We start from the raw sequence: 22,982 nt of genomic DNA on the forward strand, positions 1-22,982 counted from the left end.
GCTGACAATGGGCATCCGCAAGTACAAGCCGACGACCCCGGGTCGTCGCGGTTCGAGCGTCTCGGACTTCGCCGAGATCACCCGCTCCACCCCGGAGAAGTCGCTGCTTCGTCCGCTGAGCGGTTCGGGCGGTCGCAACTCGTCCGGCAAGATCACCACCCGGCACAAGGGTGGCGGCCACAAGCGCGCGTACCGAGTCATCGACTTCCGTCGCAACGACAAGGACGGCATCCCCGCCAAGGTCGCGCACATCGAGTACGACCCCAACCGGTCGGCTCGCATCGCGCTGCTGCACTACGCCGACGGCGAGAAGCGCTACATCATCGCGCCGGAGAAGCTGAAGCAGGGCGACACCGTCGAGAACGGCCCCCGGGCCGACATCAAGCCGGGCAACAACCTGCCGCTGCGCAACATCCCGGTCGGCACCGTGATCCACGCGATCGAGCTCCGCCCCGGTGGCGGCGCGAAGATGGCGCGGTCCGCGGGCGCGAAGGTGCAGCTCGTCGCCAAGGACGGTCCGTACGCCCAGCTGCGTCTCCCCTCGGGTGAGATCCGCAACGTGGACGTGCGCAACCGCGCCACGGTCGGCGAGGTCGGCAACTCCGACCACGCCAACATCAACTGGGGCAAGGCCGGCCGCAACCGCTGGCGCGGCAAGCGCCCCACGGTCCGCGGTGTCGTCATGAACCCGGTCGACCACCCGCACGGTGGTGGTGAGGGTAAGACCTCCGGTGGTCGCCACCCGGTCAACCCGAACGGCAAGCCCGAGGGTCGTACGCGCCGGCGCAAGCCGAGCGACGCCCTCATCGTCCGCCGCCGCCGCACCGGCAAGAACAAGCGCTGAGCAGGGAGGTAGAAGCAATGCCACGCAGCCTTAAGAAGGGCCCGTTCGTGGACGACCACCTGCTCAAGAAGGTGGACGCGCTGAACGAATCGGGCAAGAAGACGGTCATCAAGACCTGGTCGCGCCGCTCGACGATCATCCCGGACTTCCTGGGTCACACGATCGCCGTGCACGACGGCCGCAAGCACGTCCCGGTGTTCGTCACCGAGGCCATGGTGGGTCACAAGCTGGGCGAATTCGCCCCGACGCGGACCTTCAAGGGCCACATCAAGGACGACCGCAAGTCGCGCCGCCGCTGAGCGGGCACGAAACCAGACAAGGGAAGTAGCGATGAACGCCCAGAACGACGCGACGGTCGAGGCCCTGCCTACGGCTTACGCGCGGGCTCGCTTCGTCCGGGACTCGCCGACCAAGGTGCGCCGGGTGATCGAGCTCATCAAGGGACGTAGCGCCGCCGACGCCTTGGCCGTGCTCCGGTTCGCCCCGCAGGCGGCCAGCGAGCCGGTCGCGAAGGTGCTCGCCAGCGCCGTGGCCAACGCCGAGAACAACCTTCAGCTGGACCCGGACACCCTCTGGGTCAAGAACGCGTACGCCGACGAGGGCCCGACCCTCAAGCGCATCCGGCCGCGGGCCCAGGGCCGTGCGTACCGGATCCGCAAGCGGACCAGCCACATCACCGTCGAGGTGGAGTCGCGTCCGGCCGTCACGCAGAAGGCGCAGAGCAAGAAGAAGGCAGGTGGCCGGTAGTGGGCCAGAAGATCAACCCGCACGGTTTCCGCCTGGGTATCACCACGGACTGGAAGTCGCGCTGGTACGCCGACAAGCAGTACGCCGAGTACGTGGCCGAGGACGTCAAGATCCGCAAGCTGCTGGCGACGGGCATGGAGCGCGCCGGCATCTCCAAGGTCGAGATCGAGCGCACCCGTGACCGCGTCCGCGTCGACATCCACACCGCCCGGCCGGGCATCGTCATCGGCCGCCGCGGCGCGGAGGCCGACCGGATCCGCGGCGCGCTGGAGAAGCTGACCAAGAAGCAGGTCCAGCTGAACATCCTCGAGGTCAAGAACCCCGAGGCCGACGCCCAGCTGGTCGCCCAGGCGGTCGCGGAGCAGCTCTCCAACCGCGTGGCGTTCCGCCGCGCGATGCGGAAGGCGATCCAGACCTCCATGCGCTCGCCGCAGGTCAAGGGCATCCGCGTGCAGTGCGGCGGTCGTCTCGGCGGTGCCGAGATGTCCCGCTCCGAGCACTACCGCGATGGCCGCGTCCCGCTGCACACGCTGCGCGCCGACATCGACTACGGCTTCTTCGAGGCCAAGACGACGTTCGGTCGCATCGGCGTCAAGGTGTGGATCTACAAGGGTGAGCTCGTCGGTGGCCTGAAGGCCCGCGAAGCCCGTGACGCCGCCGAGCGCGCGCCGCGTCGCGAGCGCAGCGACCGGCCGTCCCGCCCGCGTCGTTCCGGCGCGTCGGGCACCACGGCGACCTCGACCGAAGCCGGTCGGGCCGCCGCTGCCGCCACGACCGAGGCCCCGGCGGCCCCGGCCACCGAGACCGCAGAAAAGACGGAGGGCTGAGACGTGCTCATCCCGCGCAGGGTCAAGCACCGGAAGCAGCACTCCCCGAAGCGCCACGGCGCCGCCAAGGGTGGCACGAAGGTCAGCTTCGGCGAGTACGGCATCCAGGCGCTTGAGCACAGCTACGTGACGAACCGGCAGATCGAGTCCGCTCGTATCGCCATGACCCGTCACATCAAGCGTGGTGGCAAGGTGTGGACGACCATCTACCCGGACCGCCCGCTGACGAAGAAGCCGGCCGAGACCCGCATGGGTTCCGGTAAGGGTTCGCCCGAGTGGTGGATCGCCAACGTGAAGCCGGGCCGCGTGATGTTCGAGATCTCGTTCCCGAACGAGGAGACCGCCCGTGAGGCGCTCCGCCGCGCGATCCACAAGCTGCCCATGAAGTGCCGCATCGTGACCCGTGAAGGTGGTGAGTTCTGATGGCGAACGCTGGTGCTCTGGCATCGGAGCTGCGTGAGCTCACCGCGGAAGAGCTCGTCCTGCGTCTGAAGGAATACAAGGAGGAGCTCTTCAACCTCCGCTTCCAGATGGCGACCGGGCAGCTCGACAACAACCGCCGTCTGCGCACCGTCCGCACGGACATCGCGCGGATCTACACGGTCATGCGCGAGCGCGAACTCGGCCTGTCCGTTGCCCCCGACGCCGAGAGTGAAGGTGCCGCATGAGCGAGCCCACCACCGAGACGCCGGCCCGGAACGACCGCAAGGTCCGCGAGGGCTACGTCGTCTCGGACAAGATGAACAAGACGATCGTGGTCGAGCTCGAGGACCGCAAGAAGCACCCCCGTTACTCGAAGGTCGTCCGCTCCACCTCCAAGGTGAAGGTGCACGACGAGAACAACGAGGCGGGCGTGGGCGACCGGGTCACCCTGATGGAGACCCGCCCGCTGTCGGCTTCGAAGCGGTGGCGCCTCGTGCAGATCGTGGAGAAGGCCAAGTAAGCAGGGCTCTTTCGAGAGTTCTTAGTTCCGCAAGGCTCGCTCGTCGGGCGAGAACCGGCGCGACATACAGGAGTTGACGTGATCCAGCAGGAGTCGCGGCTTCGGGTAGCCGACAACACGGGTGCGAAGGAAATCCTCTGCATCCGCGTTCTCGGTGGTTCCGGGCGGCGCTACGCCGGCATCGGCGACATCATCGTCGCCACCGTGAAGGACGCCATCCCGGCCGCCGGGGTGAAGAAGGGCGACGTCGTCAAGGCCGTCATCGTCCGCACGGTCAAGGAGCGTCGTCGTCCGGACGGTTCCTACATCCGGTTCGACGAGAACGCCGCCGTGCTCATCAAGAACGACAACGAGCCCCGCGGCACCCGCATCTTCGGCCCGGTGGGCCGCGAGCTGCGCGACCGAAAGTTCATGAAGATCATTTCGCTCGCGCCGGAGGTGCTGTGATGAAGGTGAAGAAGGGCGACACGGTCGTCGTCATCGCCGGCAAGGACAAGGGCGCCAAGGGCAAGGTCATCCAGGCCTACCCCGAGCGCGACCGCGTGCTGGTCGAGGGCGTGAACCGGATCAAGAAGCACACGCGGATCAGCCAGACCCAGCGCGGCGCGCAGTCCGGCGGCATCGTCACGCAGGAGGCGCCCATCCACGTCTCGAACGTGATGGTCGTCGACTCGGACGGCAAGCCGTCACGGGTGGGTTACCGCATCGGCGAGGACGGCAAGAAGGTCCGGATCTCGCGCCGGAACGGTAAGGACATCTGATGACCACCGCAGAGAAGGTCGCGCCGCGCCTCAAGGTGCGCTACCGCGAAGAGATCAAGGGCCAGCTGCAGGCGGAGTTCTCCTTCGCCAACGTCCACCAGATCCCGGGCGTCGTGAAGGTCGTCGTGAACATGGGTGTCGGCGACGCCGCCCGTGACAGCAAGCTGATCGAGGGTGCGGTCAAGGACCTCGCCCTGATCACCGGTCAGAAGCCCGAGGTCCGGAAGGCCCGCAAGTCCATCGCGCAGTTCAAGCTGCGCGAGGGCCAGCCGATCGGCGCGCGCGTCACGCTGCGCGGCGACCGGATGTGGGAGTTCCTCGACCGGCTGCTGACCATCGCGCTGCCGCGTATCCGCGACTTCCGCGGGCTTTCGCCGAAGCAGTTCGACGGCCACGGCAACTACACGTTCGGTCTCAACGAGCAGTCGATGTTCCACGAGATCGACCCCGACTCCATCGACCGCCCGCGCGGCATGGACGTCACCGTCGTCACGACCGCCACGAACGACGACGAGGGCCGGGCGCTGCTGCGCAAGCTCGGCTTCCCGTTCAAGGAGAACTGAGCCGATGGCCAAGAAAGCACTGGTTCACAAGGCCGCGAAGAAGCCGAAGTTCGCCGTGCGCGCCTACACCCGCTGCCAGCGGTGCGGCCGCCCGCACGCCGTGTTCCGCAAGTTCGGGCTCTGCCGGATCTGCCTTCGCGAGATGGCGCACGCGGGCGAGCTGCCCGGCGTCCGCAAGTCCAGCTGGTAAGAGCTTTTTTTAACTCCCACTTCGCCACAGGCCCTGCCGCCCGGATACCGGGCGGCGGGGAACCAGGGCGAGAAAGGTTGACAGGTCACCATGACGATGACCGACCCCATCGCAGACTTCTTGACGCGTCTGCGTAACGCGAACTCGGCGTACCACGACGAGGTCAAGCTCCCGCACTCGAAGCTCAAGGCGAACATCGCCGAGATCCTCAAGCGCGAGGGTTACATCGCGGGTTACCACGACGAGCCGGGCGAGAAGCACAAGAACCTCGTCGTCGAGCTCAAGTACGGCCCCAACCGTGAGCGGAGCATCGCCGGCCTCCGGCGCGTCTCCAAGCCCGGTCTGCGGATCTACGCCAAATCGACCGAACTGCCGTCCGTGCTCGGCGGCCTGGGCATCGCGATCATCTCGACGTCCGGTGGCCTGCAGACGGACCGTCAGGCCAAGCGAAACAGCGTGGGCGGCGAAGTCCTCGCCTACGTCTGGTAAGGGAAGGGGTACAGGCATGTCACGCATCGGAAAGCTGCCGGTCGCCGTCCCTTCCGGGGTCGAGGTGACCATCGACGGTCAGCAGATCAAGGTCAAGGGGCCCAAGGGCACCCTTGAGCACACCATCGCCGAGCCGATCACCGTCGAGCGCGACGAAGACGGCACGCTGCTGGTGAAGCGCCCGGACGACGAGCGCACCTCCAAGGCGCTCCACGGGCTCACCCGCACGCTGGTGAACAACCTCGTCGTCGGCGTCACCGCCGGCTACGAGAAGAAGATGGAAATCCACGGCGTGGGTTACCGCGTGCAGGCGAAGGGTTCGGACCTCGAGTTCGCCCTCGGCTACTCGCACCCGGTGAAGATCGAGGCCCCCGAGGGCATCACCTTCAAGGTGGAGACCCCGACCCGGTTCTCGGTCTCCGGCATCGACAAGCAGAAGGTCGGCCAGATCTCGGCCGTCATCCGCAAGCTGCGGCGCCCGGACCCGTACAAGGGCAAGGGCCTGCGGTACGAGGGTGAGAAGATCCGCCGCAAGGTCGGAAAGACGGGTAAGTGATCATGAGCGACACGACTACGAAGCGCAAGCCGGTCGGCACGGACGTCTCGACCCGGCGCCGCGTCGCGAAGGCCCGTCGGCACTTCCGGCTCCGCAAGAAGGTTTCGGGCACCGAGCAGCGCCCGCGCCTGGTCGTCAAGCGGTCCTCGCGGCACATCGCCGTGCAGGTGATCGACGACCTGGCCGGCCACACGCTGGCGTCGGCGTCCACCCTCGAGGCGGACCTGCGTGCGTTCGACGGTGACAAGAAGGCCAAGGCCGCCAAGGTCGGGGCCCTCGTCGCCGAGCGCGCCAAGAACGCCGGGATCTCGGCCGTGGTGTTCGACCGTGGGGGCAACGCCTACCACGGCCGCATCGCCGCGCTCGCCGACGCCGCCCGCGAGGCGGGGTTGGAGTTCTGACGATGCAGAAGCTTGTTAACGGAAGGAAAGCCTGATGCCGGGACGTACACGGCAATTCGGCGGCGGACAGGGCGGACCCGGCGGGCAGGGCGGCAACGACCGCAATGACCGTCGCGGTGGCGGCCGGGACCGGCGCGACAGCGGCCGTGGCGGGGCCGGCCAGGACAAGACCCCGCACCTCGAGAAGGTCGTGACGATCAACCGCGTCGCCAAGGTCGTCAAGGGTGGTCGTCGCTTCAGCTTCACCGCCCTCGTCGTCGTCGGTGACGGTGACGGTCAGGTCGGCGTCGGCTACGGCAAGGCCAAGGAAGTTCCCGCGGCGATCGCCAAGGGCGTCGAGGAAGCGAAGAAGAACTTCTTCCGCGTCCCGCGCGTCGGCGGCACCATTCCCCACCCGATCACGGGCGAGGAAGCCGCCGGTGTCGTGCTGCTCCGCCCGGCGTCCGCCGGTACCGGCGTCATCGCCGGTGGCCCGGTGCGCGCGGTGCTGGAGTGCGCGGGCGTCCACGACGTGCTGTCGAAGTCGCTCGGCTCCGACAACGCGATCAACATCGTGCACGCGACCGTGGCGGCCCTGAAGGGTCTGCAGCGTCCCGAAGAGGTCGCGGCCCGCCGCGGTCTCCCGCTCGAGGACGTCGCGCCGGCCCGGATGCTGCGCCAGCGTGCGGGCCAGGGGGTCTGACATGGCTGAGCTCAAGGTCACGCAGGTCAAGAGCAAGATCGGCACGAAGCACGCTCACCGCGAGTCGCTGCGCACCCTCGGGCTGCGCAAGATCCGCCAGAGCGTCGTGCGTGAAGACACCCCCCAGGTGCGCGGCCTGATCCACACCGTCCGCCACCTGGTGGAGGTCGAGGAGGTCAAGGCATGACGGCCATCAAGATCCACCACCTGCGTCCGGCTCCGGGCGCCAAGCGCGAGAAGATGCGCGTGGGTCGTGGTGAAGGTTCGAAGGGCAAGACGGCCGGTCGCGGTACGAAGGGCACCAAGGCCCGGAAGAACGTGCCCGCCGGGTTCGAGGGTGGGCAGATGCCCATCCACATGCGGCTCCCGAAGCTGCGTGGGTTCAAGAACCGCTTCCGCACCGAGTACCAGCCGGTGAACGTGGGCGACATCGCCCGCGTCTTCCCGGACGGCGGCAAGATCGGCGCCGAGGAGCTCGTGCAGGGCGGCCTGGTCCGCAAGGGCAAGCTGGTGAAGGTCCTCGGCAACGGCGACCTCAACGGCGTCAAGCTGGACATCACGGCGGACGCCTTCTCCGGCTCCGCCAAGGAGAAGCTCGAGGCGGCCGGCGGTTCGGCCACCACCAACTGAGCTGTTCCGCTCTTCGAAGGCCCGTCTGGCTCGCGCCAGGCGGGCCTTCGGCGTACCCGGGTTCCTTGCCGGGAGGCGGATCCGGACGCCAGGATCGGGGAGTGGACAGATCACCGCAGGACCCGGTCGACCCGGCTGAGCCGGCCGAGTCGCCGTTGAGCTTCCCGGTCGAGGCCCCGAGGCCGGCCGGTCTCGAGCCGGGCGCGGGTGCGCAGGCGGGGGAGCCGGCACGCCCTTCGCCGCCGGCGCCGTGGGACTTCCCGGTGGAGCCGCCGCGGCCGCCCGCGACCCCGGTCTTCCCGGCCGATGCGTCGCACCCACAGCCTTCGCTGCCGGCGCCGTTCCCCGTCGCGCAGCTGCCCGGCCTGCCGCTTCAGCCGGCCCAGCCGGAGCCGGCCCAGCCCGGCGAGGACCCCGCGCCGGCCCCCGCCGCCGGGGTTCTGCGTTTCCTCCCGGCCGCCCTCTCCTTCCTCGCGGCCCTCCTGACCGTCGCCGGCACCCTGCTGCCGCTCTTCCGCGTCCAGGAGCACCTCAGCGTCCGCCAGCGGTCCTTCGAAACCCGCCTGGTCATCACCCAGACCGCCTGGGGCACCAGCGTCGAAATCCCCGGCCAGGACGCCACCGACCGGGCCGGCGCGCCGCTCGGGGTGCCGCTCGTCCTCGCCGCCGTCCTGCTGTTCGCCGCCGCCTTCGTGGCCTTCTCCCGGACCGGGCGCGGCCGGTTGCTCATCGGGGCGGCCGCCGTCTTCACCGCCGGCGTGGTCACCACCGTCGGGATGAACCGGTTCGAGCTGAGCGCCCTGGTCGGCGACGTCGACCTCGAGGTCGTCACCGCGACCGGGATGTGGCTGCTGATCCTGGCCGCCGCCGTGGCCGTCGCCGCCGCGGTCGTCGCCCACCTGCCGCTCCGGAACCGCGACTGGGCCGACCCCGCCGTCGCCTACGCCGACACCCCGACACCGCCGAGCGGAGTCGCGATCACCGTCCTGCCGCCCGAAGAGCCGGAACAGCCCGGGCAGCCCGGCTGATCGCCCTTGCGCCAGGGGCGAACGCTGACCGACGGTGCTCGCCGGGCCGGTCCCGCCGACGATCATCGAACGGGCTACGGCGCCCCTCGGCCCGCGCCGGTGCGGGAACACCTCCGAAACCCCGCGACGGGCACCCGCCCGGCAGCCGTCCCGCAGGTGGAAGCCGCAATCCCGTGTACCCGGCATTAAGCGCTTGATCCACAATCTGTCAAGGAATACCGCCAAGACGACGATGTGGATCAACCCGCCGGAGCAACCTTGGTACGGAAAACGCACACGGACTGCGGACACGCCCTGTGAAGCTGTTAGAGTCGGCGACACGCTTCGGGACGAGTGTGCCCCGAAGCGTTCCTGGCTTGCGTGCCAGTAGTGCTGTGTGTTCCCGCCGGCCACCGTGCCGGCCAAGCCGATCGTCGGTTGAGGACGGCCGACGACGCCGAGGAGGTCCCCCGCGTGTTCAGCGCCTTCCGCTCGGCTCTCGCGACGCCGGATCTACGCAAGAAGATCCTGTTCACGCTAGCCATCGTCGCGGTCTACCGAATCGGTGCGACCATTCCGGCACCCGGGATCTCGTACGGAGCCGTCCAGGCCTGTAGTTCCCAGGCGCAGCAGGAAGGCGTCTACCAGCTGCTGAACCTGTTCAGCGGCGGTGCGCTGCTCCAGCTGTCGCTCTTCTCGACCGGCATCATGCCGTACATCACGGCGAGCATCATCATCCAGCTGCTGACCGTGGTCATCCCGCGGTTCGAAGAGCTGAAGAAGGAAGGCCAGTCCGGCCAGGGCAAGCTGACCCAGTACACCCGGTACCTGACGATCGCGCTGGCGATCCTGCAGGCCACCGGTGTGGTCGCGCTCGCGGACCGCAAGCAGCTCTTCCCCGACTGCGCCTCGCCGATCATCCCGGACAACAGCATCTACTCGCTGACCCTGATCGTCGTCACGATGACCGCGGGCACGGCCGTGATGATGTGGCTGGGCGAGCTGATCACCGAGCGCGGCATCGGCAACGGCATGTCCGTCCTGATCTTCCTGAACATCGCGGCGCGCATCCCGGTCGAGGGCGGCAACATCCTCAGCAACGCGGGTGGGGTCGGCCTGGCGGTCGTCTGCGTCTTCGGCCTGATCATCATCGCCAGCGTCATCTTCGTCGAGCAGGGGCAGCGCCGGATCCCGGTGCAGTACGCCAAGCGCATGATCGGCCGCCGGATGTACGGCGGCACGTCGACCTACCTGCCGATCAAGGTGAACCAGGCCGGTGTCATCCCGGTCATCTTCGCGTCTTCCCTGCTGTACCTGCCGGACCTGATCAGCCGCCTCGTCGGCGACCAGAACGCCAACTCCGGCTGGCAGGTGTTCATCAAGAACTACATCGTGAACCAGTCCAGCTGGGTGCACATCGCGCTGTACTTCGCGCTCATCATCTTCTTCACGTACTTCTACATCACGATCACGTTCAACGTGGACGAGCGTGCGGAAGAGATGAAGAAGTTCGGCGGGTTCATCCCGGGCATCCGCCCCGGCCGCCCGACCGCGGAGTACCTGAGCTTCGTGCTCGGCCGGATCACCCTGCCGGGCTCGCTGTACCTGGGCATCATCGCGATCCTCCCGAACTTCTTCCTGTCGTTGACCGGTAGCGGGAACAACCAGAACTTCCCGTTCGGCGGCACGGCTGTGCTGATCATGGTCGGTGTCGGGCTCGACACCGTGAAGCAGATCGAAAGCCAGCTGATGCAGCGCAACTACGAAGGGTTCTTGAAGTGACGCGGCTGGTTCTCGTGGGTCCGCCCGGCGCGGGTAAGGGTACGCAGGCGGTGGCCCTGTCCGAGCAGCTGCGGATCCCGCACATCTCGACCGGCGACCTGTTCCGCGCGCACGTCGGCCAGGAAACCCCGCTCGGCCAGGAAGCGAAGCGCTACCTGGACTCGGGCGAGCTCGTGCCCGACTCGGTGACCAACGAAATGGTCCGCGAGCGCCTCGCGGAGCCGGACGCCAAGGTCGGCTTCCTGCTCGACGGCTTCCCCCGCAACACCAAGCAGGCCGAGGTCCTCGGGGAGATCCTGGGCGACACGGACGTCTCGCTCGACGCGGTGATCCAGCTGCAGGTGCCGGAGGACGTCGTCGTCGGCCGGCTCATGTCGCGCGGCCGCGCGGACGACACCGAAGAGGTCATCCGCCGCCGTCAGCAGATCTACGTGTCGGACACCGCGCCGCTGCTGGAGTACTACGCCGACATCCTCGTGACCGTCGACGGCGTCGGCAGCGTCGAGGAGATCTCCGGCCGGGTGCTGGAAGCGCTGCGCGACCGCACGTGAATCTCGGAGGGTTGCGTGTTCTGCAAGTGCTCCGCCGCGGGCGCATGATCGAGGTCAAGACCCCGGACGAGCTCCAGGCGATGCGGGCGGCGGGTCTCGTCGTCGCGCGCACGCTGGCGGCCGTCCGCGCCGCGGCGAAACCGGGTGTCAGCACCGCCGAGCTCGACGAGCTGGCCGAGCAGACGATCCGGGACGCTGGCGCGGTGCCGTCGTTCAAGGGCTACCACGGTTTCCCGGCGTCGATCTGCGCCTCGGTGAACGACCAGATCGTCCACGGCATCCCGGCGAAGACCCAGGTGCTCGCCGGCGGCGACATCATCTCCGTCGACTGCGGGGCGATCCTCGACGGCTGGCACGGCGACTCCGCCGTCACGCTGGCCATCGGCGCCGTCTCCGACGCCGACCTGGCGCTGTCCGCGGCGACCGAAGCGGCGATGTGGGCCGGGATCAAGGCCGTCAGCGCCGGCGGCCGGTTGACCGACATCTCCCACGCCGTCCAGACCGCCGCCGAGCGCGCGGGCCGAGACGACGGCATCGAGTACGGGATGATCCTCGAGTACGGCGGCCACGGCATCGGCCGCCAGATGCACATGGACCCGTTCCTGCCGAACGTCGGCAAGCCCGGCAAGGGCCCGCGGCTCAAGCCCGGCATGGCGCTGGCGATCGAGCCGATGCTGACCGGCGGCGGCGGGGAGACCCGCGAGCTGGACGACGGCTGGACGGTCGTCACGGCCGACGGCTCCCGCGCGGCGCACTGGGAGCACACGGTGGCGATCACCGAGAACGGCCCCTGGGTGCTCACCGCCCCCGAAGACACCTGACGCTTTCGGGGGTCCGGGTGGCGGCGCCCCCGGCCCGGGGCGCAGCCCCGGATGTCACTGACCTGCGCATTCACCCACAAGCGGTGATCGCGGTCACGTCCACCTGCACGTTCCTTTAGCATGGTCACCCCCGGTTTGGGGGTCGCGACACGGGTTGCGTACACTGTCAAGTCGGCGCACTTATCGCGCCCGGATCCTGCGCGCTCGTGAATTCACGATCTTGGGAACCGGGCACCAGTGTGCCACGCAACACCCGACCCAGCACTAGTGCTCGAGTTGATCAGGTGTGGCGACAGACGCTGTTGACAAGGAAATGCGGAGGACATGGCGAAGAAAGACGGGGCCATCGAGGTCGAAGGCCGCGTAGTCGAGCCGCTCCCCAACGCGATGTTCCGCGTCGAGTTGGAGAACGGTCACAAGGTCCTGGCACACATCAGCGGCAAGATGCGGCAGCACTACATCCGCATCCTGCCCGAGGACAGGGTTGTCGTGGAGCTCTCGCCCTACGACCTCTCTCGTGGTCGCATCGTCTACCGCTACAAGTGATCACGAAGAGCAGCTACTAGGAGAGCAGAAGACGTGAAGGTCCAGCCGAGCGTCAAGAAGATCTGCGACAAGTGCAAGGTGATCCGCCGTCACGGCCGGATCATGGTGATCTGCGAGAACCTGCGGCACAAGCAGCGGCAGGGCTGATCGCCCAGCACTCGACCAGAGTGGATTGACGGCTACACAACCTCCCCGCACCTGCCGGGCCACGCGAGTGGCCCGGTTCACCCCCGGACTTCAGGCCGGGGCCGGGACACCCGAAGCGCAAGCAGAGGGCACGACAGGCGAGTCGGTCCCGGAACCGGACGGGGAGCAGACCTGAAGAGGAAACCCACGAAGGAGCATCAGCGCCAATGGCACGACTCGCTGGCGTAGACCTCCCCCGCGAAAAGCGGTTGGAGATCGCGCTTACGTACATCTACGGCATCGGCCGTACCCGCTCGAAGCAGCTCATCAAGGCTGCCGAGCTCAACGCGGACACCCGCGTCAAAGACCTCAGCGATGACGACCTCGCGAAGCTGCGTACGTACATCGAAGAGAACTTCAAGGTCGAGGGTGACCTTCGCCGCGAGGTGAACGCCGACATCCGTCGGAAGATCGAGATCGGGTGCTACGAGGGCCTTCGCTGGCGTCGCGGACTTCCCGTCCGCGGTCAGCGCACGAAGACCAACGCCCGTACCCGCAAGGGTCCGAAGAAGACGGTCGCCGGCAAGAAGAAGGCTGGCAAGAAGTGAGCGTCCAGGGCAAGAAGGTCGTGCAGATGGGCGGCGTCCGCCGCCGCGGCACGGCTTGCGTTTCGCCCAAGGCGCTCTACGCCCGCCCGATGGCGCTCCGCAACCTGTACACCGACGCCGGTTCGATCATCCGGCGCGGACAGGCCGAAGCGGTCGCCGCTCACCAAGAGAACGCGCGCTAACAGGAGATCCCTCACAACATGCCACCGAAGTCTCGTACTGCGGCCGGGGCCAAGAAGGTCCGCCGCAAGGAAAAGAAGAATGTCGCGCACGGTCACGCGCACATCAAGAGCACCTTCAACAACACCATCGTCTCGATCACGGACCCGACCGGTGCCGTGATCGCGTGGGCGTCGAGTGGGCACGTGGGCTTCAAGGGCTCGCGCAAGTCCACCCCGTTCGCCGCGCAGATGGCCGCCGAGAACGCTGCCCGCAAGGCCGCCGAGCACGGCATGAAGAAGGTCGACGTCTTCGTGAAGGGCCCGGGTTCGGGCCGCGAGACGGCGATCCGCTCGCTGCAGGCGGCCGGCCTCGAGGTCGGCACCATCCAGGACGTGACCCCGCAGCCTCACAACGGCTGCCGCCCGCCCAAGCGGCGCCGGGTCTGAGGAACGGGGAGGAGTAAGAAGAAATGGCTCGTTACACCGGCCCCGCGACGCGTATTTCGCGTCGCCTCAAGGTTGACCTCATCGGCGGCGACCAGGCTTTCGAGCGTCGCCCCTACCCGCCGGGCCAGCACGGCCGCGGGCGCATCAAGGAGTCCGAGTACCTCCTGCAGTCGCAGGAGAAGCAGAAGGCTCGCTACACCTACGGCGTTCTCGAGCGTCAGTTCGTCCGGTACTACAAGGAAGCCGTCCGGCGTCCCGGTAAGACCGGTGAGAACCTGCTGCAGATCCTCGAGTCCCGCCTGGACAACGTGATCTACCGCGCCGGCATCGCCCGCACCCGCCGTCAGGCGCGTCAGCTGGTGAGCCACGGCCACTTCCTGGTCAACGGCGTCAAGGTCAACGTCCCGTCGTACCAGGTCACCAAGTGGGACATCATCGACGTGCGGCCGAAGTCGTTCGCGATGCTGCCCTTCGTCGTGGCCAAGGAGTCCTACGGCGACCGCCCGATCCCGGCGTGGCTGCAGGTCGTCCAGTCCAACCTCCGCGTGCTGGTCCACCAGCTCCCGGAGCGCGCGCAGATCGACGTTCCGGTTCAGGAACAGCTGATCGTCGAGCTCTACTCGAAGTAGTCCGGCCCCGGTCGGAATACGGGCGGCGGCGCAACAGGTGCGCCGCCGCCGCGCCATCCCTTCGACGTCATATGGCGGGCGTCGTCTGGAAAGGAATTAGGAAGAATGCTGATTTCCCAGCGGCCGGCTCTCGGCGAAGAGACGGTCAACGAGACCCGCTCCCGGTTCACCATCGAACCGCTGGAGCCCGGCTTCGGCTACACGCTCGGCAACTCGCTGCGTCGTACGCTGCTGTCGTCCATCCCGGGCGCGGCCGTGACGAGCATCCGCATCGACGGCGTGCTGCACGAGTTCACCACCGTTCCCGGGGTGAAGGAAGACGTCACCGACATCATCCTGAACCTCAAGGAGCTCGTGGTGTCCTCGGAAGAGGACGAGCCGGTCACCATGTACCTGCGCAAGCAGGGCCCGGGTGAGGTCACGGCGGCCGACATCGTGCCGCCGGCGGGTGTCACCGTGCACAACCCGGATCTGCACATCGCGTCGCTGAACGGCAAGGGCAAGCTCGAGATCGAGCTCGTCGTCGAGCGCGGCCGCGGTTACGTTCCGGCCCTGCAGAACAAGCAGGCGGGCGCGGAGATCGGCCGGATCCCGGTCGACTCGATCTACTCGCCGGTGCTCAAGGTGACCTACAAGGTCGAGGCCACCCGTGTCGAGCAGCGCACCGACTTCGACAAGCTGATCCTGGACGTCGAGACCAAGCCGTCGATCACGCCGCGTGACGCGGTCGCGTCGGCCGGCAAGACGCTGGTGGAGCTGTTCGGTCTCGCCCGCGAGCTGAACGTCGACGCCGAGGGCATCGAGATCGGCCCGTCGCCGCAGGAAGCGGACACCATCGCTGCCTACGCGATGCCGATCGAGGACCTGGATCTCACCGTCCGGTCGTACAACTGCCTCAAGCGCGAGGGCATCCACACGGTGGGCGAGCTCGTCTCGCGCAGCGAGGCGGACCTGCTCGACATCCGCAACTTCGGCGCCAAGTCGATCGACGAGGTCAAGCTGAAGCTCGTCGGTCTCGGCCTCGCGCTGAAGGACAGCCCGCCCGGGTTCGACCCGACCGCGGCGGCCGCCAGCTACGACGGTGAAGGCTGGTCGGAGGGTGTCGGTGGCATCGCCGACGGGATTTCGGACGGCCACGACGATGGCCAGGACTACGCAGAGACCGAGCAGCTCTGAGGCGCTGAGCCTGGACGCTGTGAGCTGAACTAGGAGAACCAATGCCCACCCCTACCAAGGGAGCCCGGCTCGGCGGGTCGTCCGCGCACGAGCGGCTGATCCTGGCCAACCTGGCCACGCAGCTGTTCGAGCACGGCAAGATCACGACGACCGAGGCGAAGGCGAAGCGGGTCCGCCCGCTGGCCGAGAAGCTGATCACGAAGGCGAAGCGGGGCGACCTGCACAACCGCCGTCAGGTGCAGAAGGTCGTCCGTGACAAGGACGTCGTGCACAAGCTGTTCGCCGAGATCGGTCCGCACTTCGCGGAGCGGGCGGGTGGCTACACCCGGATCACCAAGACGATGCCGCGCAAGGGCGACAACTCGCCCATGGCCGTCATCGAGCTGGTGGCCGAGAAGACGGTGACTTCGGAAGCCGAGCGCGCTCGCAAGACGAAGTTCGCGAAGGACGAGAAGCCCGCCGCCGCCCCGGCCGCGGAGGAGACCACCGAGGCGCCCGCCGCCGAGGAGGCTCCGGCCGAGGACACCGCCACCGCCGAGACCGAAGCTCCGGCTTCGGACGAGGCCGACGCGGACGCCAAGAAGGACTGAAGTCCTGACGGCAGATTCGACACCGGACGAGCCCGCCACTCCCGCTGGGGAGGGCGGGCTCGTTCGTCTGCGCCTGGACGTCTCCTACGACGGCACGGACTTCTCGGGCTGGGCCCGCCAGCCGGGCCGCCGGACGGTCCAGGGGCTCCTGGAAGAGGCGCTACAGCGCCAGCCGCCCGGGGCGTCGGTGCCGAAGTCCGTGGTCGTGGCGGGCCGCACGGACGCCGGCGTGCACGCGACCGGCCAGGTCGTCCACGCCGACGTCGTACCGCTTGCCCCGGGGGCGCCCGGCCGGATCCCCGTGTCCGCCGAAGGCATCCCGGACCTGACCCGCATGACGGGCCGCTGGAACCGCCTCCTGCCCGGTGACGTCCGGGTGCTGGGCGCCCGCGTCGCCCCGGCGGGCTTCGACGCCCGGTTCTCGGCGATCCGCCGCCACTACCGCTACCGGGTCTCGGACGCGCCCTGGGGTGTGGACCCGTTGCGCCGCAACGACACCCTCGCGTGGGGCCGTCCACTCTCGACGGACGCGATGAACGCGGCCGCGGCGGAACTGCTGGGCCTGCACGACTTCGCGGCGTACTGCAAGCAGCGCGACACGGGCACGACGATCCGCGAGCTGCAGCGCCTGGTGTGGACGCGGGTGGACGAGCACCTGCTGGAGGTCGAGGTCTCGGCGGACGCGTTCTGCCACTCGATGGTCCGCAGCCTGGTCGGCGTGCTCCTCCTGGTGGGCGACGGCCGCCGCACGGACAGGTGGCCGTCGAAGGTCCTGGAGAGCGGCATCCGCGACAGCGCGGTCGCCCCGGCCCACGGCCTGACCCTGCTGGGCGTGGACTACCCGCCGGACGCGGAACTGGCCGCCCGCGCGGACCAGACCCGCAACGTCCGCACGTCCCCGTGACTACTGCTCGGAGACGACAGCCTGTTGCAGCCTGGTCGAGCCCTCTCAAGAGGTAGAGGAAGAACTACTACCGGAGAGGATCGAGCCGCGATGCTGTTGAACGAGAAGCCTTTGCAGGTCTGCGAGGGAGTGCGCCTGACGCAAGCGATGGTCGACCGGGCGCTCGCCGATGTCGACCCCACCGATGCCGTCGGCCGCAGCGATGCGCTCGCCGCACTGGAACGGCGGCTGCAGGCCGCGGGCGAGGCGGCCACGCCGTCGGCTGGATTGCGTCGCTGACCTCGGAGACGAAAGCGGGTGGCTCCCTCGAGAGGAACCACCCGCTTTCGCACGTCCGAAGTGGTGCTCAGTCGCCGCGGCGGACGGGGCCCAGGAGCTGCTGCTCCTTGCCCGTCGTCACCAGGCGCAGGGGACGCCACAGGTTGCGGCCCAGTGCCACCACCTGGTCGTCCTTCAACGTCGTCAGCTGCCGCATCATCTGCGGCGGCAGGCGCCAGATGCGGGCCGCCAGCTCGGCCTGGCCGGCCGGGAGGCGCTGCATCAGGACCAGGTCCGCCGCGTTGGCCGTCGCGCCCGCCTGCGGGTGCAGGTACGGGAGGACGTAGATCGTCGTCTGCCACGGCGAGCGCGGGGGGAACAGGTCCTGCGGGGTCGGGCCGCCGTCGGTGACGACCAGCAGCGGTGCGTCCTCCGACGGCCTCGGCAGCTCGACCGGGGACAGGCGGCGGATCTGCACCAGCGGGGACGGCCGGCCGTCGCGGCTGCCGGCCGCGCGGGACAGCACCTGCCACTCCGTCGGACGGCCCGTCGCCACCACGACCCACGCGCCGACCGCCATCGCGCGCATCGCGACCTGGCGGGCCAGGTACAGCCCGCCCACCAGCACGATGCGCGTCGGGGTCGAGCGCAGCGCCGAGATCGTCAGCGGCTCGCCCTTGAGGCCCGAGCCGAGCACGATGCCGCCGCGGTCGCCCGAGGGGCTGATCGCGTCGAGCATCGCGGGGTCCACGGTGAACTCCGGCGACACCCCGGTGTTCTGCCCGGCGTCACGGACGCGGGAAGTCATGCCGTACCTCCGATCGGCAGCGTCGCGGCGAACGCGGAGACCTGCAGCCCGCGCAGCGGCGTCAGGTCCACGCCGAGCCGCTCGGACAGCCCGTGCAGCCGCTGGTCGGCGGCGTCGAGCTCACGCGGGTTGCGCGCGCTCAGCCGGACCACGCCGCGCAGCCCGATCTTGCCTTCGTCGGACGCGGGGGAAATCGACATCGCGAGGGTCGCCGACAGCGCGCGGACGCTCGTCAGCGCGTCGAGGCTGCCGGCGATCTTGCCCTTCGGCCAGCCGGTGATCGCGTAGCTCGCGTGGCCGATGCCGGCCGCGGTCACGCCGGACCAGCGTTCCTGCAGCGTGACCTTGTTCGGCGAACCGGCGACGGCGGTGAGCTCGGCGGCCGAGATGCCGGCGCGCAGCAGCTCGTCCGGGTCCAGCGGCCGGGTCGGCACGCCTTGGGACTCGAGTGCGTTGCGCACCCGCGAAAGCGCGCCGATCAGCGCGCGGTGGGCGCCGACGACGCCGCCGCCGCGCTCGCGGATCGCCGCCGGGCAGCGCTTCGGGTCCAGCCGGATCGCGACCCACGTCGTCCGCCGCGCCGCCGCGGGCAGCGGCCCGAGCACCTCCATGTAGGAGCTGAGCGCCGGCGAGTCCGACGGCAGCGCCGCGCTGCCCGGGTAGCAGTGCCAGATCATCTGGATGGCGTCGAGGACCACACCGCGGTCTTCGAGGCAGGGGGCGAGCGCCGACAGCGGGAGGCTGGGCGCGCCACCGGCCTGGGTGATCAGCGCCGGTGTCGGCTCGACGAGCAGCACCGCCGTCCACGTGCCGTCGTTCCACGAAAGGCCGACCTGCTGGCGTTCGTGGTCGACGCCGTGCGCCACCACGAGGTCCGGCACCGCGATGCGGAGCAGGTTCACGCGGGCGTCGTCCGGGCCGGTCACCGCGGTCTCTTCGGCCGCCAGCTCTTCGACGGTGCTCGGCGGCAGCGGGTTCGCGGTGCGGTCGTGGGAGCGGAACGAGTAGCGCATCGTGAGGCCGATCCACTGGGTGAACCAGCGGCCGCGCCAGCGCAGCAGCGCGACGATGAGGGCGAAGGCGACGATGCCGATGCCGACGTACTTGAGCGACATGTCGATCGCGAGCAGCACCAGCCCGACGGCGAGGCCGACCTCGAGCACTACGAGGTTGGCGACCGGGAGCGGGCCGAGGTTGACGCCGGAGGAGCGGCGCCGCGCCGGCGGGGCCAGCCGCGTCGCGCCGGAGGGAGGAGCGGGGCTGTCTTCGGGTCCCTGCGGGCCGCTCGGGCCACCGGGTCCACCCGGACCGCCGGGACCGCCGCCGCCGGGACCACCCGGGCCACCGGGACCGCCGCCGCCGGGTCCACCCGGGCCACCGGGACCGCCGCCGCCGGGACCACCGGGACCACCGGGACCACCGGGACCACCAGGCCCACCGGGACGCGGACCGGGACCACCGGGACCAGGAGCGCCGGGACCGGGGCCACCAGGGCCACGCGGGGGCATGCCCGGGCCACCCGGACCGCCACCGGGTCCGCCAGGTCCACCGGGGACGCCTCCTGGGCCGCCGGGACCACCGGGTCTCACCGGACGCGGCGGCGGGCCCGGCTGGCGGCCGGGCGGCGGGGGCCCGGGCGGGCCAGGCGGACGTGGAGGGTTGGTGACGGACATCCGCGCTTTCTCTTCCCCTCGTGCTTGCTGCGTACCCGGAAGCCGGGTCCCGGGGAGTCCGACACTAGCTTGAGTTGGTAGAAACCCCACACCAGACGGTCCCCGTACGGCTATCCTGCGGAACCGTACCGCGACGGGGAGAGCTGTAGGTCGAGAATGCCATCAACACCCACGACTAAGTCTCAGGTTCAGGCGTATCAGTTCGTCCTGCGGCGGATGCAGTCGGCGCTGGTCCGGCGGGACGCCGTGATGCTGCACGACCCGATGCGCACCCACACGAGGGCGACCATCGTGGGGGTCGTGCTGGGCGCGCTGGGCATGATCGTGTTCATCGTCTGGGGCCTGCTCAGCCCGGCGCCTTCGGTGCCGGAGGCCGGGAACATCGTGATCGGCGAACAGTCCGGCACGGTCTACGTCGTGACGGGCAACCCGAAGAAGCTGATCCCCACGTTCAACCTCGCGTCCGCCCGCCTCCTGCTGCTGGCGCAGTCGAAGAACTCGAGCGCGGGCAGCGGCGGTTCGACCGCGGCACCGGCCGCGCCCGCCGCGGCGAGCCCGGCGAGTGTGAAGAACCCCACGGTCGTTTCCGACGCGCAGCTCGAGTCCATTCCGCGCGACAAACTCACCGGAATTCCGGACGGCCCGCAGCTGATCCCGTCGGATTCCCAGCGCATTTCCCCGAATTGGGCGGTGTGCGACCAGGTCCAGCTCGACCCGGCGCTGCCGAACCCCGACACGGGCAAGACCAACACCTACGTCTTCGGCGGCATCGCGCCCACCGGCCTCGGCACCGAGCTGGGGGAGAACGAAGCGCTGCTGGCGAAGGCCGACAACGGCAAGACCTACCTCGTCTACCGGCTGCCGAGCTCGCGGAACCGGCCGAACGCCAACACCGTGCGCGCCGAGGTCGACGTCGACAACGCCAACAACGCGGTCGGGACGGCGCTGCAGCTGCCGCCGACGGGGCGGAAGATCACGCCGGGGCTGCTGAACGCGATCCCGGAGGTCGCGCGCCTGACCCCGCCGCAGATCCCGAGCGGCCAGTCCCCGGCGGACTTCGACGGCCTCACCGTCGGCGACGTCTTCTCCACGCAGCCGACCGGCGCGCAGCCCGACTACTGGGCGATCACGCCCGGCGGCATCCAGAAGATCTCCAACGCGGTCGCCGACATCATCCGCGTCGCGAAGAACGGCAGCGGGAGCAAGATCCAGGTCCTCGGCCTGGACAAGCTGGCCGGCGTGCACGTGCTGCAGCCCACCGACAAGGACTACATCGCGGTCGACGACTTCCCGCGTTCGGTGCCGACGGTGCTCGACGCGACGAAGAACTCCTCGGTCGCCTGCCTGGGCTGGTCGCTGGTCGGCTCCGGCGCCGACCAGGACGCGCACACCTCGGTGTACGTCGACACGCAGCTGCCGGGCCAGAAGGGCACCGGCGACAAGTTCACCCCGATGACGGTGACCACGCCGGGCCCGAACCGCGTGCCGATCAACGGCTTCTACCTCAAGCCGGGCTTCGCCGCGGTGGTCCAGTCCGCGACCGGCAAGGACAGCTTCGGCAAGGGCACCATCCAGCTGGTCTCGGACCGCGGGATCCGCTACAGCGTCCCGGACGCGGCGACGGCGGACGCGATCGGCTTGAACAACCGGCAGCCCGCGCCCGAGTCGGTGATCGGGCTGCTGCCGACCGGGGCGTCGCTGAACACCCAGGACGTGCTCAAGCAGTTCGACTCGGTGCCGATCGACCCGATCGCGGGTTCGTTCTCGACGCCGACCCGCCCGGCGGGGAGCTGAGCGGAACCGCCGGCCCGCTCCGCGCGTCACACGCCCGGAGCGTTGTCTGCTGAGCGGAGGTGCCGTGGCCGGCTTGAGGATGGACGGCGTCGTCGTCGCCGAGTACGCCAAGACGGCCGAGGCGGCCGCCGGCGACTTGGACGCGGCGGCGGCCGGGGTCGGGGGCGAGGGCGTTTCCGCGGAGTCCTACGGGCCGCTGGGGGCCGGGATCGGCCTCGGTGAGTCGTACGGGCGCGCGGCCGGGGCGCTGCGGCGCCAGCTGACCGACGGCGCGGAAGCGCTGCGCTCGGCCGCGGAAGCGCTGCGGCAGGTCACGGTGCGCCACGACGGCCAGGACGCCGACGCCGCCGAGCTGATCAAGCGCGCCGGGAGGCTCGAGGGATGATCGCCGAAAGCACGACCGAGTCCATTCCGCACCCGCTGGCGAAGCAGCAGCCGGTGGCGGTGGCGGTGCCGCAGGGCGAGGACATCACCGAGGCGGCCGAGCCGTACCTGGGCTACCTCACCGACCTCGCCCGGCAGCTCGGGGTCCTCGACCCCGTGGAGACGTACTTCCGCCCGCTGATCGGGCGCTGGGCCGACCTGGGCGCCGAAGCGGACCGGTTGCGCCAAGCGGCTTCCGTCGCGGCCGAGGTGTCCACCCGGCTCGACGACCAGCTCGGCCGCCTCGACGCGGGCTGGGAGGGGCGCGACGCGGACTCGTTCGTCGCCTACATCCGGGAGATCGGCGCGGCGGGCGGTGACCTCGAGGAAGCGCTGAACGTCCTGGCGGGCGCGCTCGACGAGCTGGTCGAGACGGTCCGCCACGTCGTCGTCGACCTCGTCGAAGTCCTGGTGGACGCGGCGGACCTGACGTCGGAGACGATGCTCCTCCCGAGCGGCGGCGCCCGGCGGGCGCGGGCCCAGCTGGAGGAGACGCAGGAGTCGGCGAAGGCGCTGTACGAGACCGCGCGGGACGTCATGGAGGCGTTCGACCGGCTCTGCGAAGGCGTCGACGACCCCGACGCGGCTTCGCGGAGCATCGAGATCCGGCACCGGTACCCGCAGGAGAAGTTCAAGCTGCACGACGGGGCGCTGAACGAGGGCGACGCCGTGGACCCGGCCACGCCGTCGGCGGCCGGGGAAGCGACGACGCCGTCCTCAGCCGGAGCTTCGGACGAGGTCACGTCGCCGTCTTCGGCGGAGCCGAAGCACACCGCTTCGGGAACCCCGGACGACGCGCCGCCCGCCGACGCCCCGCAAGCCGCGCCCGCCCCGGACCACGTGGCGAACCAGCAGACGTCCGGCGGTGTCCCGATGATGCCGATGATGGGCTTCGGCGCGTTCGGCGGCGGCGGTGGGGGACGGCGTCAGCCGAAGACGCGCCCGGTGACGACGTCGTCGGAACTGCTGGGCGAGCCCGGTCTGGTGGCCCCGCCGGTGATCGGCGAGGACGAGAAGCCGGCGCCGGAGAAGAAGAAGCCGTGAG

General features: G+C 69.5%; 36 protein-coding genes. 34 read left to right on the forward strand and 2 right to left on the reverse strand.

What is annotated here, in order from left to right; translation table 11 throughout:
* Positions 1-7 precede the first annotated feature (7 nt).
* The 31 genes from rplB to AB0B33_RS08075 all read left to right on the forward strand — a co-directional run bounded on the left by rplB (position 8) and on the right by AB0B33_RS08075 (position 17,260).
* Positions 8-844 (forward strand): 50S ribosomal protein L2, encoded by an 837-nt coding sequence (gene rplB, locus AB0B33_RS07925; protein ID WP_360768211.1) that lies wholly within the window; start codon positions 8-10, stop codon positions 842-844.
* Positions 845-861: 17 nt separating this feature from the next.
* Entirely contained in the window at positions 862-1,143 is a 282-nt protein-coding gene (gene rpsS, locus AB0B33_RS07930; protein ID WP_003102083.1) for a 30S ribosomal protein S19, read from the forward strand.
* Between the two features lie 31 nt (positions 1,144-1,174).
* Positions 1,175-1,591, forward strand: a complete 417-nt coding sequence (gene rplV / locus AB0B33_RS07935) for a 50S ribosomal protein L22 (RefSeq protein ID WP_247015088.1) — start codon at positions 1,175-1,177, stop codon at positions 1,589-1,591.
* The gene (gene rpsC / locus AB0B33_RS07940) at positions 1,591-2,418 is read left to right on the forward strand and encodes a 30S ribosomal protein S3 (protein ID WP_086857324.1); all 828 of its coding nucleotides are present in this window, start codon (positions 1,591-1,593) and stop codon (positions 2,416-2,418) included. The genes rplV and rpsC overlap by 1 nt, the downstream gene beginning before the upstream one ends.
* 3 nt (positions 2,419-2,421) lie before the next feature.
* The gene (gene rplP / locus AB0B33_RS07945) at positions 2,422-2,841 is read left to right on the forward strand and encodes a 50S ribosomal protein L16 (RefSeq protein WP_004558864.1); all 420 of its coding nucleotides are present in this window, start codon (positions 2,422-2,424) and stop codon (positions 2,839-2,841) included.
* Complete coding sequence (rpmC, locus tag AB0B33_RS07950; protein WP_086675500.1) at positions 2,841-3,086, forward strand: 50S ribosomal protein L29; 246 nt, start codon at positions 2,841-2,843, stop codon at positions 3,084-3,086. Before rplP ends, rpmC begins: the two co-directional genes overlap by 1 nt.
* A complete protein-coding gene (gene rpsQ / locus AB0B33_RS07955; RefSeq protein WP_247015086.1) occupies positions 3,083-3,361 on the forward strand; it encodes a 30S ribosomal protein S17 in 279 nt (92 codons plus the stop codon). The genes rpmC and rpsQ overlap by 4 nt, the downstream gene beginning before the upstream one ends.
* A gap of 78 nt (positions 3,362-3,439) precedes the next feature.
* Positions 3,440-3,808 carry a 50S ribosomal protein L14 gene (rplN, locus tag AB0B33_RS07960; RefSeq protein ID WP_004558867.1) on the forward strand — a complete coding sequence of 123 codons (369 nt, stop codon included), beginning with the start codon at positions 3,440-3,442 and terminating at the stop codon, positions 3,806-3,808.
* Positions 3,808-4,122, forward strand: coding sequence for a 50S ribosomal protein L24 (gene rplX / locus AB0B33_RS07965; protein ID WP_086857322.1), 315 nt, complete (start codon positions 3,808-3,810; stop codon positions 4,120-4,122). Before rplN ends, rplX begins: the two co-directional genes overlap by 1 nt.
* Entirely contained in the window at positions 4,122-4,685 is a 564-nt protein-coding gene (rplE, locus tag AB0B33_RS07970; protein WP_247015084.1) for a 50S ribosomal protein L5, read from the forward strand. The genes rplX and rplE overlap by 1 nt, the downstream gene beginning before the upstream one ends.
* Positions 4,686-4,689: 4 nt before the next feature.
* Positions 4,690-4,875, forward strand: coding sequence for a type Z 30S ribosomal protein S14 (locus tag AB0B33_RS07975; protein WP_004558870.1), 186 nt, complete (start codon positions 4,690-4,692; stop codon positions 4,873-4,875).
* A gap of 90 nt (positions 4,876-4,965) precedes the next feature.
* Entirely contained in the window at positions 4,966-5,364 is a 399-nt protein-coding gene (gene rpsH / locus AB0B33_RS07980; RefSeq protein ID WP_103342413.1) for a 30S ribosomal protein S8, read from the forward strand.
* 16 nt (positions 5,365-5,380) lie between these two features.
* Complete coding sequence (gene rplF / locus AB0B33_RS07985; protein ID WP_103350708.1) at positions 5,381-5,920, forward strand: 50S ribosomal protein L6; 540 nt, start codon at positions 5,381-5,383, stop codon at positions 5,918-5,920.
* A 2-nt stretch (positions 5,921-5,922) separates the two neighbouring features.
* Entirely contained in the window at positions 5,923-6,321 is a 399-nt protein-coding gene (rplR, locus tag AB0B33_RS07990; RefSeq protein ID WP_247015082.1) for a 50S ribosomal protein L18, read from the forward strand.
* Positions 6,322-6,355: 34 nt separating this feature from the next.
* A complete protein-coding gene (rpsE, locus tag AB0B33_RS07995) occupies positions 6,356-7,003 on the forward strand; it encodes a 30S ribosomal protein S5 (RefSeq protein WP_103342416.1) in 648 nt (215 codons plus the stop codon).
* A gap of 1 nt (position 7,004) precedes the next feature.
* A complete protein-coding gene (gene rpmD / locus AB0B33_RS08000; RefSeq protein ID WP_155548877.1) occupies positions 7,005-7,190 on the forward strand; it encodes a 50S ribosomal protein L30 in 186 nt (61 codons plus the stop codon).
* Positions 7,187-7,633 (forward strand): 50S ribosomal protein L15, encoded by a 447-nt coding sequence (gene rplO / locus AB0B33_RS08005; protein ID WP_247015080.1) that lies wholly within the window; start codon positions 7,187-7,189, stop codon positions 7,631-7,633. Before rpmD ends, rplO begins: the two co-directional genes overlap by 4 nt.
* Positions 7,634-7,734: 101 nt before the next feature.
* Positions 7,735-8,661, forward strand: coding sequence for a hypothetical protein (locus AB0B33_RS08010; RefSeq protein ID WP_360768218.1), 927 nt, complete (start codon positions 7,735-7,737; stop codon positions 8,659-8,661).
* A 453-nt stretch (positions 8,662-9,114) separates the two neighbouring features.
* Positions 9,115-10,422, forward strand: coding sequence for a preprotein translocase subunit SecY (gene secY / locus AB0B33_RS08015; protein WP_247025374.1), 1,308 nt, complete (start codon positions 9,115-9,117; stop codon positions 10,420-10,422).
* Positions 10,419-10,973, forward strand: coding sequence for an adenylate kinase (locus AB0B33_RS08020; RefSeq protein ID WP_086862317.1), 555 nt, complete (start codon positions 10,419-10,421; stop codon positions 10,971-10,973). The genes secY and AB0B33_RS08020 overlap by 4 nt, the downstream gene beginning before the upstream one ends.
* Before the next feature lie 44 nt (positions 10,974-11,017).
* Entirely contained in the window at positions 11,018-11,794 is a 777-nt protein-coding gene (map, locus tag AB0B33_RS08025; protein WP_360768628.1) for a type I methionyl aminopeptidase, read from the forward strand.
* A gap of 324 nt (positions 11,795-12,118) precedes the next feature.
* A complete protein-coding gene (infA, locus tag AB0B33_RS08030; protein ID WP_004558881.1) occupies positions 12,119-12,340 on the forward strand; it encodes a translation initiation factor IF-1 in 222 nt (73 codons plus the stop codon).
* A 33-nt stretch (positions 12,341-12,373) separates the two neighbouring features.
* Positions 12,374-12,487 (forward strand): 50S ribosomal protein L36, encoded by a 114-nt coding sequence (gene rpmJ / locus AB0B33_RS08035; protein WP_004558882.1) that lies wholly within the window; start codon positions 12,374-12,376, stop codon positions 12,485-12,487.
* 206 nt (positions 12,488-12,693) lie between these two features.
* Positions 12,694-13,074 (forward strand): 30S ribosomal protein S13, encoded by a 381-nt coding sequence (rpsM, locus tag AB0B33_RS08040; protein WP_004558883.1) that lies wholly within the window; start codon positions 12,694-12,696, stop codon positions 13,072-13,074.
* Positions 13,071-13,256 (forward strand): hypothetical protein, encoded by a 186-nt coding sequence (locus AB0B33_RS08045; protein ID WP_247015076.1) that lies wholly within the window; start codon positions 13,071-13,073, stop codon positions 13,254-13,256. Before rpsM ends, AB0B33_RS08045 begins: the two co-directional genes overlap by 4 nt.
* Positions 13,257-13,274: 18 nt before the next feature.
* On the forward strand, positions 13,275-13,682 hold the full coding sequence (rpsK, locus tag AB0B33_RS08050) for a 30S ribosomal protein S11 (protein ID WP_004558885.1): 408 nt from the start codon (positions 13,275-13,277) through the stop codon (positions 13,680-13,682).
* 23 nt (positions 13,683-13,705) lie between these two features.
* Positions 13,706-14,311, forward strand: coding sequence for a 30S ribosomal protein S4 (gene rpsD, locus AB0B33_RS08055; RefSeq protein WP_247015074.1), 606 nt, complete (start codon positions 13,706-13,708; stop codon positions 14,309-14,311).
* A gap of 105 nt (positions 14,312-14,416) precedes the next feature.
* Positions 14,417-15,487 (forward strand): DNA-directed RNA polymerase subunit alpha, encoded by a 1,071-nt coding sequence (locus tag AB0B33_RS08060; RefSeq protein ID WP_004558887.1) that lies wholly within the window; start codon positions 14,417-14,419, stop codon positions 15,485-15,487.
* A 41-nt stretch (positions 15,488-15,528) separates the two neighbouring features.
* Positions 15,529-16,077, forward strand: a complete 549-nt coding sequence (rplQ, locus tag AB0B33_RS08065; protein ID WP_360768221.1) for a 50S ribosomal protein L17 — start codon at positions 15,529-15,531, stop codon at positions 16,075-16,077.
* 73 nt (positions 16,078-16,150) lie between these two features.
* Entirely contained in the window at positions 16,151-16,981 is an 831-nt protein-coding gene (gene truA, locus AB0B33_RS08070; RefSeq protein WP_360768631.1) for a tRNA pseudouridine(38-40) synthase TruA, read from the forward strand.
* A gap of 90 nt (positions 16,982-17,071) precedes the next feature.
* On the forward strand, positions 17,072-17,260 hold the full coding sequence (locus AB0B33_RS08075; RefSeq protein WP_360768224.1) for a hypothetical protein: 189 nt from the start codon (positions 17,072-17,074) through the stop codon (positions 17,258-17,260).
* A 67-nt stretch (positions 17,261-17,327) separates the two neighbouring features.
* Here AB0B33_RS08075 and AB0B33_RS08080 read toward each other — a convergent pair whose 3' ends face one another.
* Both AB0B33_RS08080 and eccE read right to left on the reverse strand, forming a co-directional pair.
* The gene (locus AB0B33_RS08080; protein WP_086862313.1) at positions 17,328-18,047 is read right to left on the reverse strand and encodes a hypothetical protein; all 720 of its coding nucleotides are present in this window, start codon (positions 18,045-18,047) and stop codon (positions 17,328-17,330) included.
* Positions 18,044-19,279, reverse strand: coding sequence for a type VII secretion protein EccE (eccE, locus tag AB0B33_RS08085; protein WP_247025368.1), 1,236 nt, complete (start codon positions 19,277-19,279; stop codon positions 18,044-18,046). The genes AB0B33_RS08080 and eccE overlap by 4 nt, the downstream gene beginning before the upstream one ends.
* A 597-nt stretch (positions 19,280-19,876) precedes the next feature.
* Here eccE and eccB point away from each other — a divergent pair.
* The 3 genes from eccB (at position 19,877) to AB0B33_RS08100 (ending at position 22,981) form a co-directional block, all read left to right on the forward strand.
* Entirely contained in the window at positions 19,877-21,514 is a 1,638-nt protein-coding gene (gene eccB, locus AB0B33_RS08090; RefSeq protein WP_360768227.1) for a type VII secretion protein EccB, read from the forward strand.
* A 64-nt stretch (positions 21,515-21,578) separates the two neighbouring features.
* A complete protein-coding gene (locus AB0B33_RS08095; protein ID WP_247015068.1) occupies positions 21,579-21,899 on the forward strand; it encodes a hypothetical protein in 321 nt (106 codons plus the stop codon).
* Positions 21,896-22,981 carry a WXG100 family type VII secretion target gene (locus tag AB0B33_RS08100; protein WP_360768230.1) on the forward strand — a complete coding sequence of 362 codons (1,086 nt, stop codon included), beginning with the start codon at positions 21,896-21,898 and terminating at the stop codon, positions 22,979-22,981. The genes AB0B33_RS08095 and AB0B33_RS08100 overlap by 4 nt, the downstream gene beginning before the upstream one ends.
* Position 22,982: the final 1 nt, after the last annotated feature.

It is taken from the genome of Amycolatopsis sp. NPDC049159, assembly GCF_040648295.1.
Classification (GTDB): Bacteria; Actinomycetota; Actinomycetes; order Mycobacteriales; family Pseudonocardiaceae; genus Amycolatopsis; species Amycolatopsis pretoriensis_A.

Coding starts and splice junctions, on each gene's coding strand:
- rplB (WP_360768211.1), top strand. CDS start 8: ATGGGCATCCGCAAGTACAAGCCGACGACCCCGGGTCGTCGCGGTTCG.
- rpsS (WP_003102083.1), top strand. CDS start 862: ATGCCACGCAGCCTTAAGAAGGGCCCGTTCGTGGACGACCACCTGCTC.
- rplV (WP_247015088.1), top strand. CDS start 1,175: ATGAACGCCCAGAACGACGCGACGGTCGAGGCCCTGCCTACGGCTTAC.
- rpmC (WP_086675500.1), top strand. CDS start 2,841: ATGGCGAACGCTGGTGCTCTGGCATCGGAGCTGCGTGAGCTCACCGCG.
- rpsQ (WP_247015086.1), top strand. CDS start 3,083: ATGAGCGAGCCCACCACCGAGACGCCGGCCCGGAACGACCGCAAGGTC.
- rplX (WP_086857322.1), top strand. CDS start 3,808: ATGAAGGTGAAGAAGGGCGACACGGTCGTCGTCATCGCCGGCAAGGAC.
- rplE (WP_247015084.1), top strand. CDS start 4,122: ATGACCACCGCAGAGAAGGTCGCGCCGCGCCTCAAGGTGCGCTACCGC.
- AB0B33_RS07975 (WP_004558870.1), top strand. CDS start 4,690: ATGGCCAAGAAAGCACTGGTTCACAAGGCCGCGAAGAAGCCGAAGTTC.
- rpsH (WP_103342413.1), top strand. CDS start 4,966: ATGACGATGACCGACCCCATCGCAGACTTCTTGACGCGTCTGCGTAAC.
- rplF (WP_103350708.1), top strand. CDS start 5,381: ATGTCACGCATCGGAAAGCTGCCGGTCGCCGTCCCTTCCGGGGTCGAG.
- rplR (WP_247015082.1), top strand. CDS start 5,923: ATGAGCGACACGACTACGAAGCGCAAGCCGGTCGGCACGGACGTCTCG.
- rpsE (WP_103342416.1), top strand. CDS start 6,356: ATGCCGGGACGTACACGGCAATTCGGCGGCGGACAGGGCGGACCCGGC.
- rpmD (WP_155548877.1), top strand. CDS start 7,005: ATGGCTGAGCTCAAGGTCACGCAGGTCAAGAGCAAGATCGGCACGAAG.
- rplO (WP_247015080.1), top strand. CDS start 7,187: ATGACGGCCATCAAGATCCACCACCTGCGTCCGGCTCCGGGCGCCAAG.
- map (WP_360768628.1), top strand. CDS start 11,018: ATGATCGAGGTCAAGACCCCGGACGAGCTCCAGGCGATGCGGGCGGCG.
- infA (WP_004558881.1), top strand. CDS start 12,119: ATGGCGAAGAAAGACGGGGCCATCGAGGTCGAAGGCCGCGTAGTCGAG.
- rpsM (WP_004558883.1), top strand. CDS start 12,694: ATGGCACGACTCGCTGGCGTAGACCTCCCCCGCGAAAAGCGGTTGGAG.
- rpsK (WP_004558885.1), top strand. CDS start 13,275: ATGCCACCGAAGTCTCGTACTGCGGCCGGGGCCAAGAAGGTCCGCCGC.
- rpsD (WP_247015074.1), top strand. CDS start 13,706: ATGGCTCGTTACACCGGCCCCGCGACGCGTATTTCGCGTCGCCTCAAG.
- AB0B33_RS08060 (WP_004558887.1), top strand. CDS start 14,417: ATGCTGATTTCCCAGCGGCCGGCTCTCGGCGAAGAGACGGTCAACGAG.
- rplQ (WP_360768221.1), top strand. CDS start 15,529: ATGCCCACCCCTACCAAGGGAGCCCGGCTCGGCGGGTCGTCCGCGCAC.
- AB0B33_RS08075 (WP_360768224.1), top strand. CDS start 17,072: ATGCTGTTGAACGAGAAGCCTTTGCAGGTCTGCGAGGGAGTGCGCCTG.
- AB0B33_RS08080 (WP_086862313.1), bottom strand. CDS start 18,047: ATGACTTCCCGCGTCCGTGACGCCGGGCAGAACACCGGGGTGTCGCCG.
- eccB (WP_360768227.1), top strand. CDS start 19,877: ATGCCATCAACACCCACGACTAAGTCTCAGGTTCAGGCGTATCAGTTC.
- AB0B33_RS08100 (WP_360768230.1), top strand. CDS start 21,896: ATGATCGCCGAAAGCACGACCGAGTCCATTCCGCACCCGCTGGCGAAG.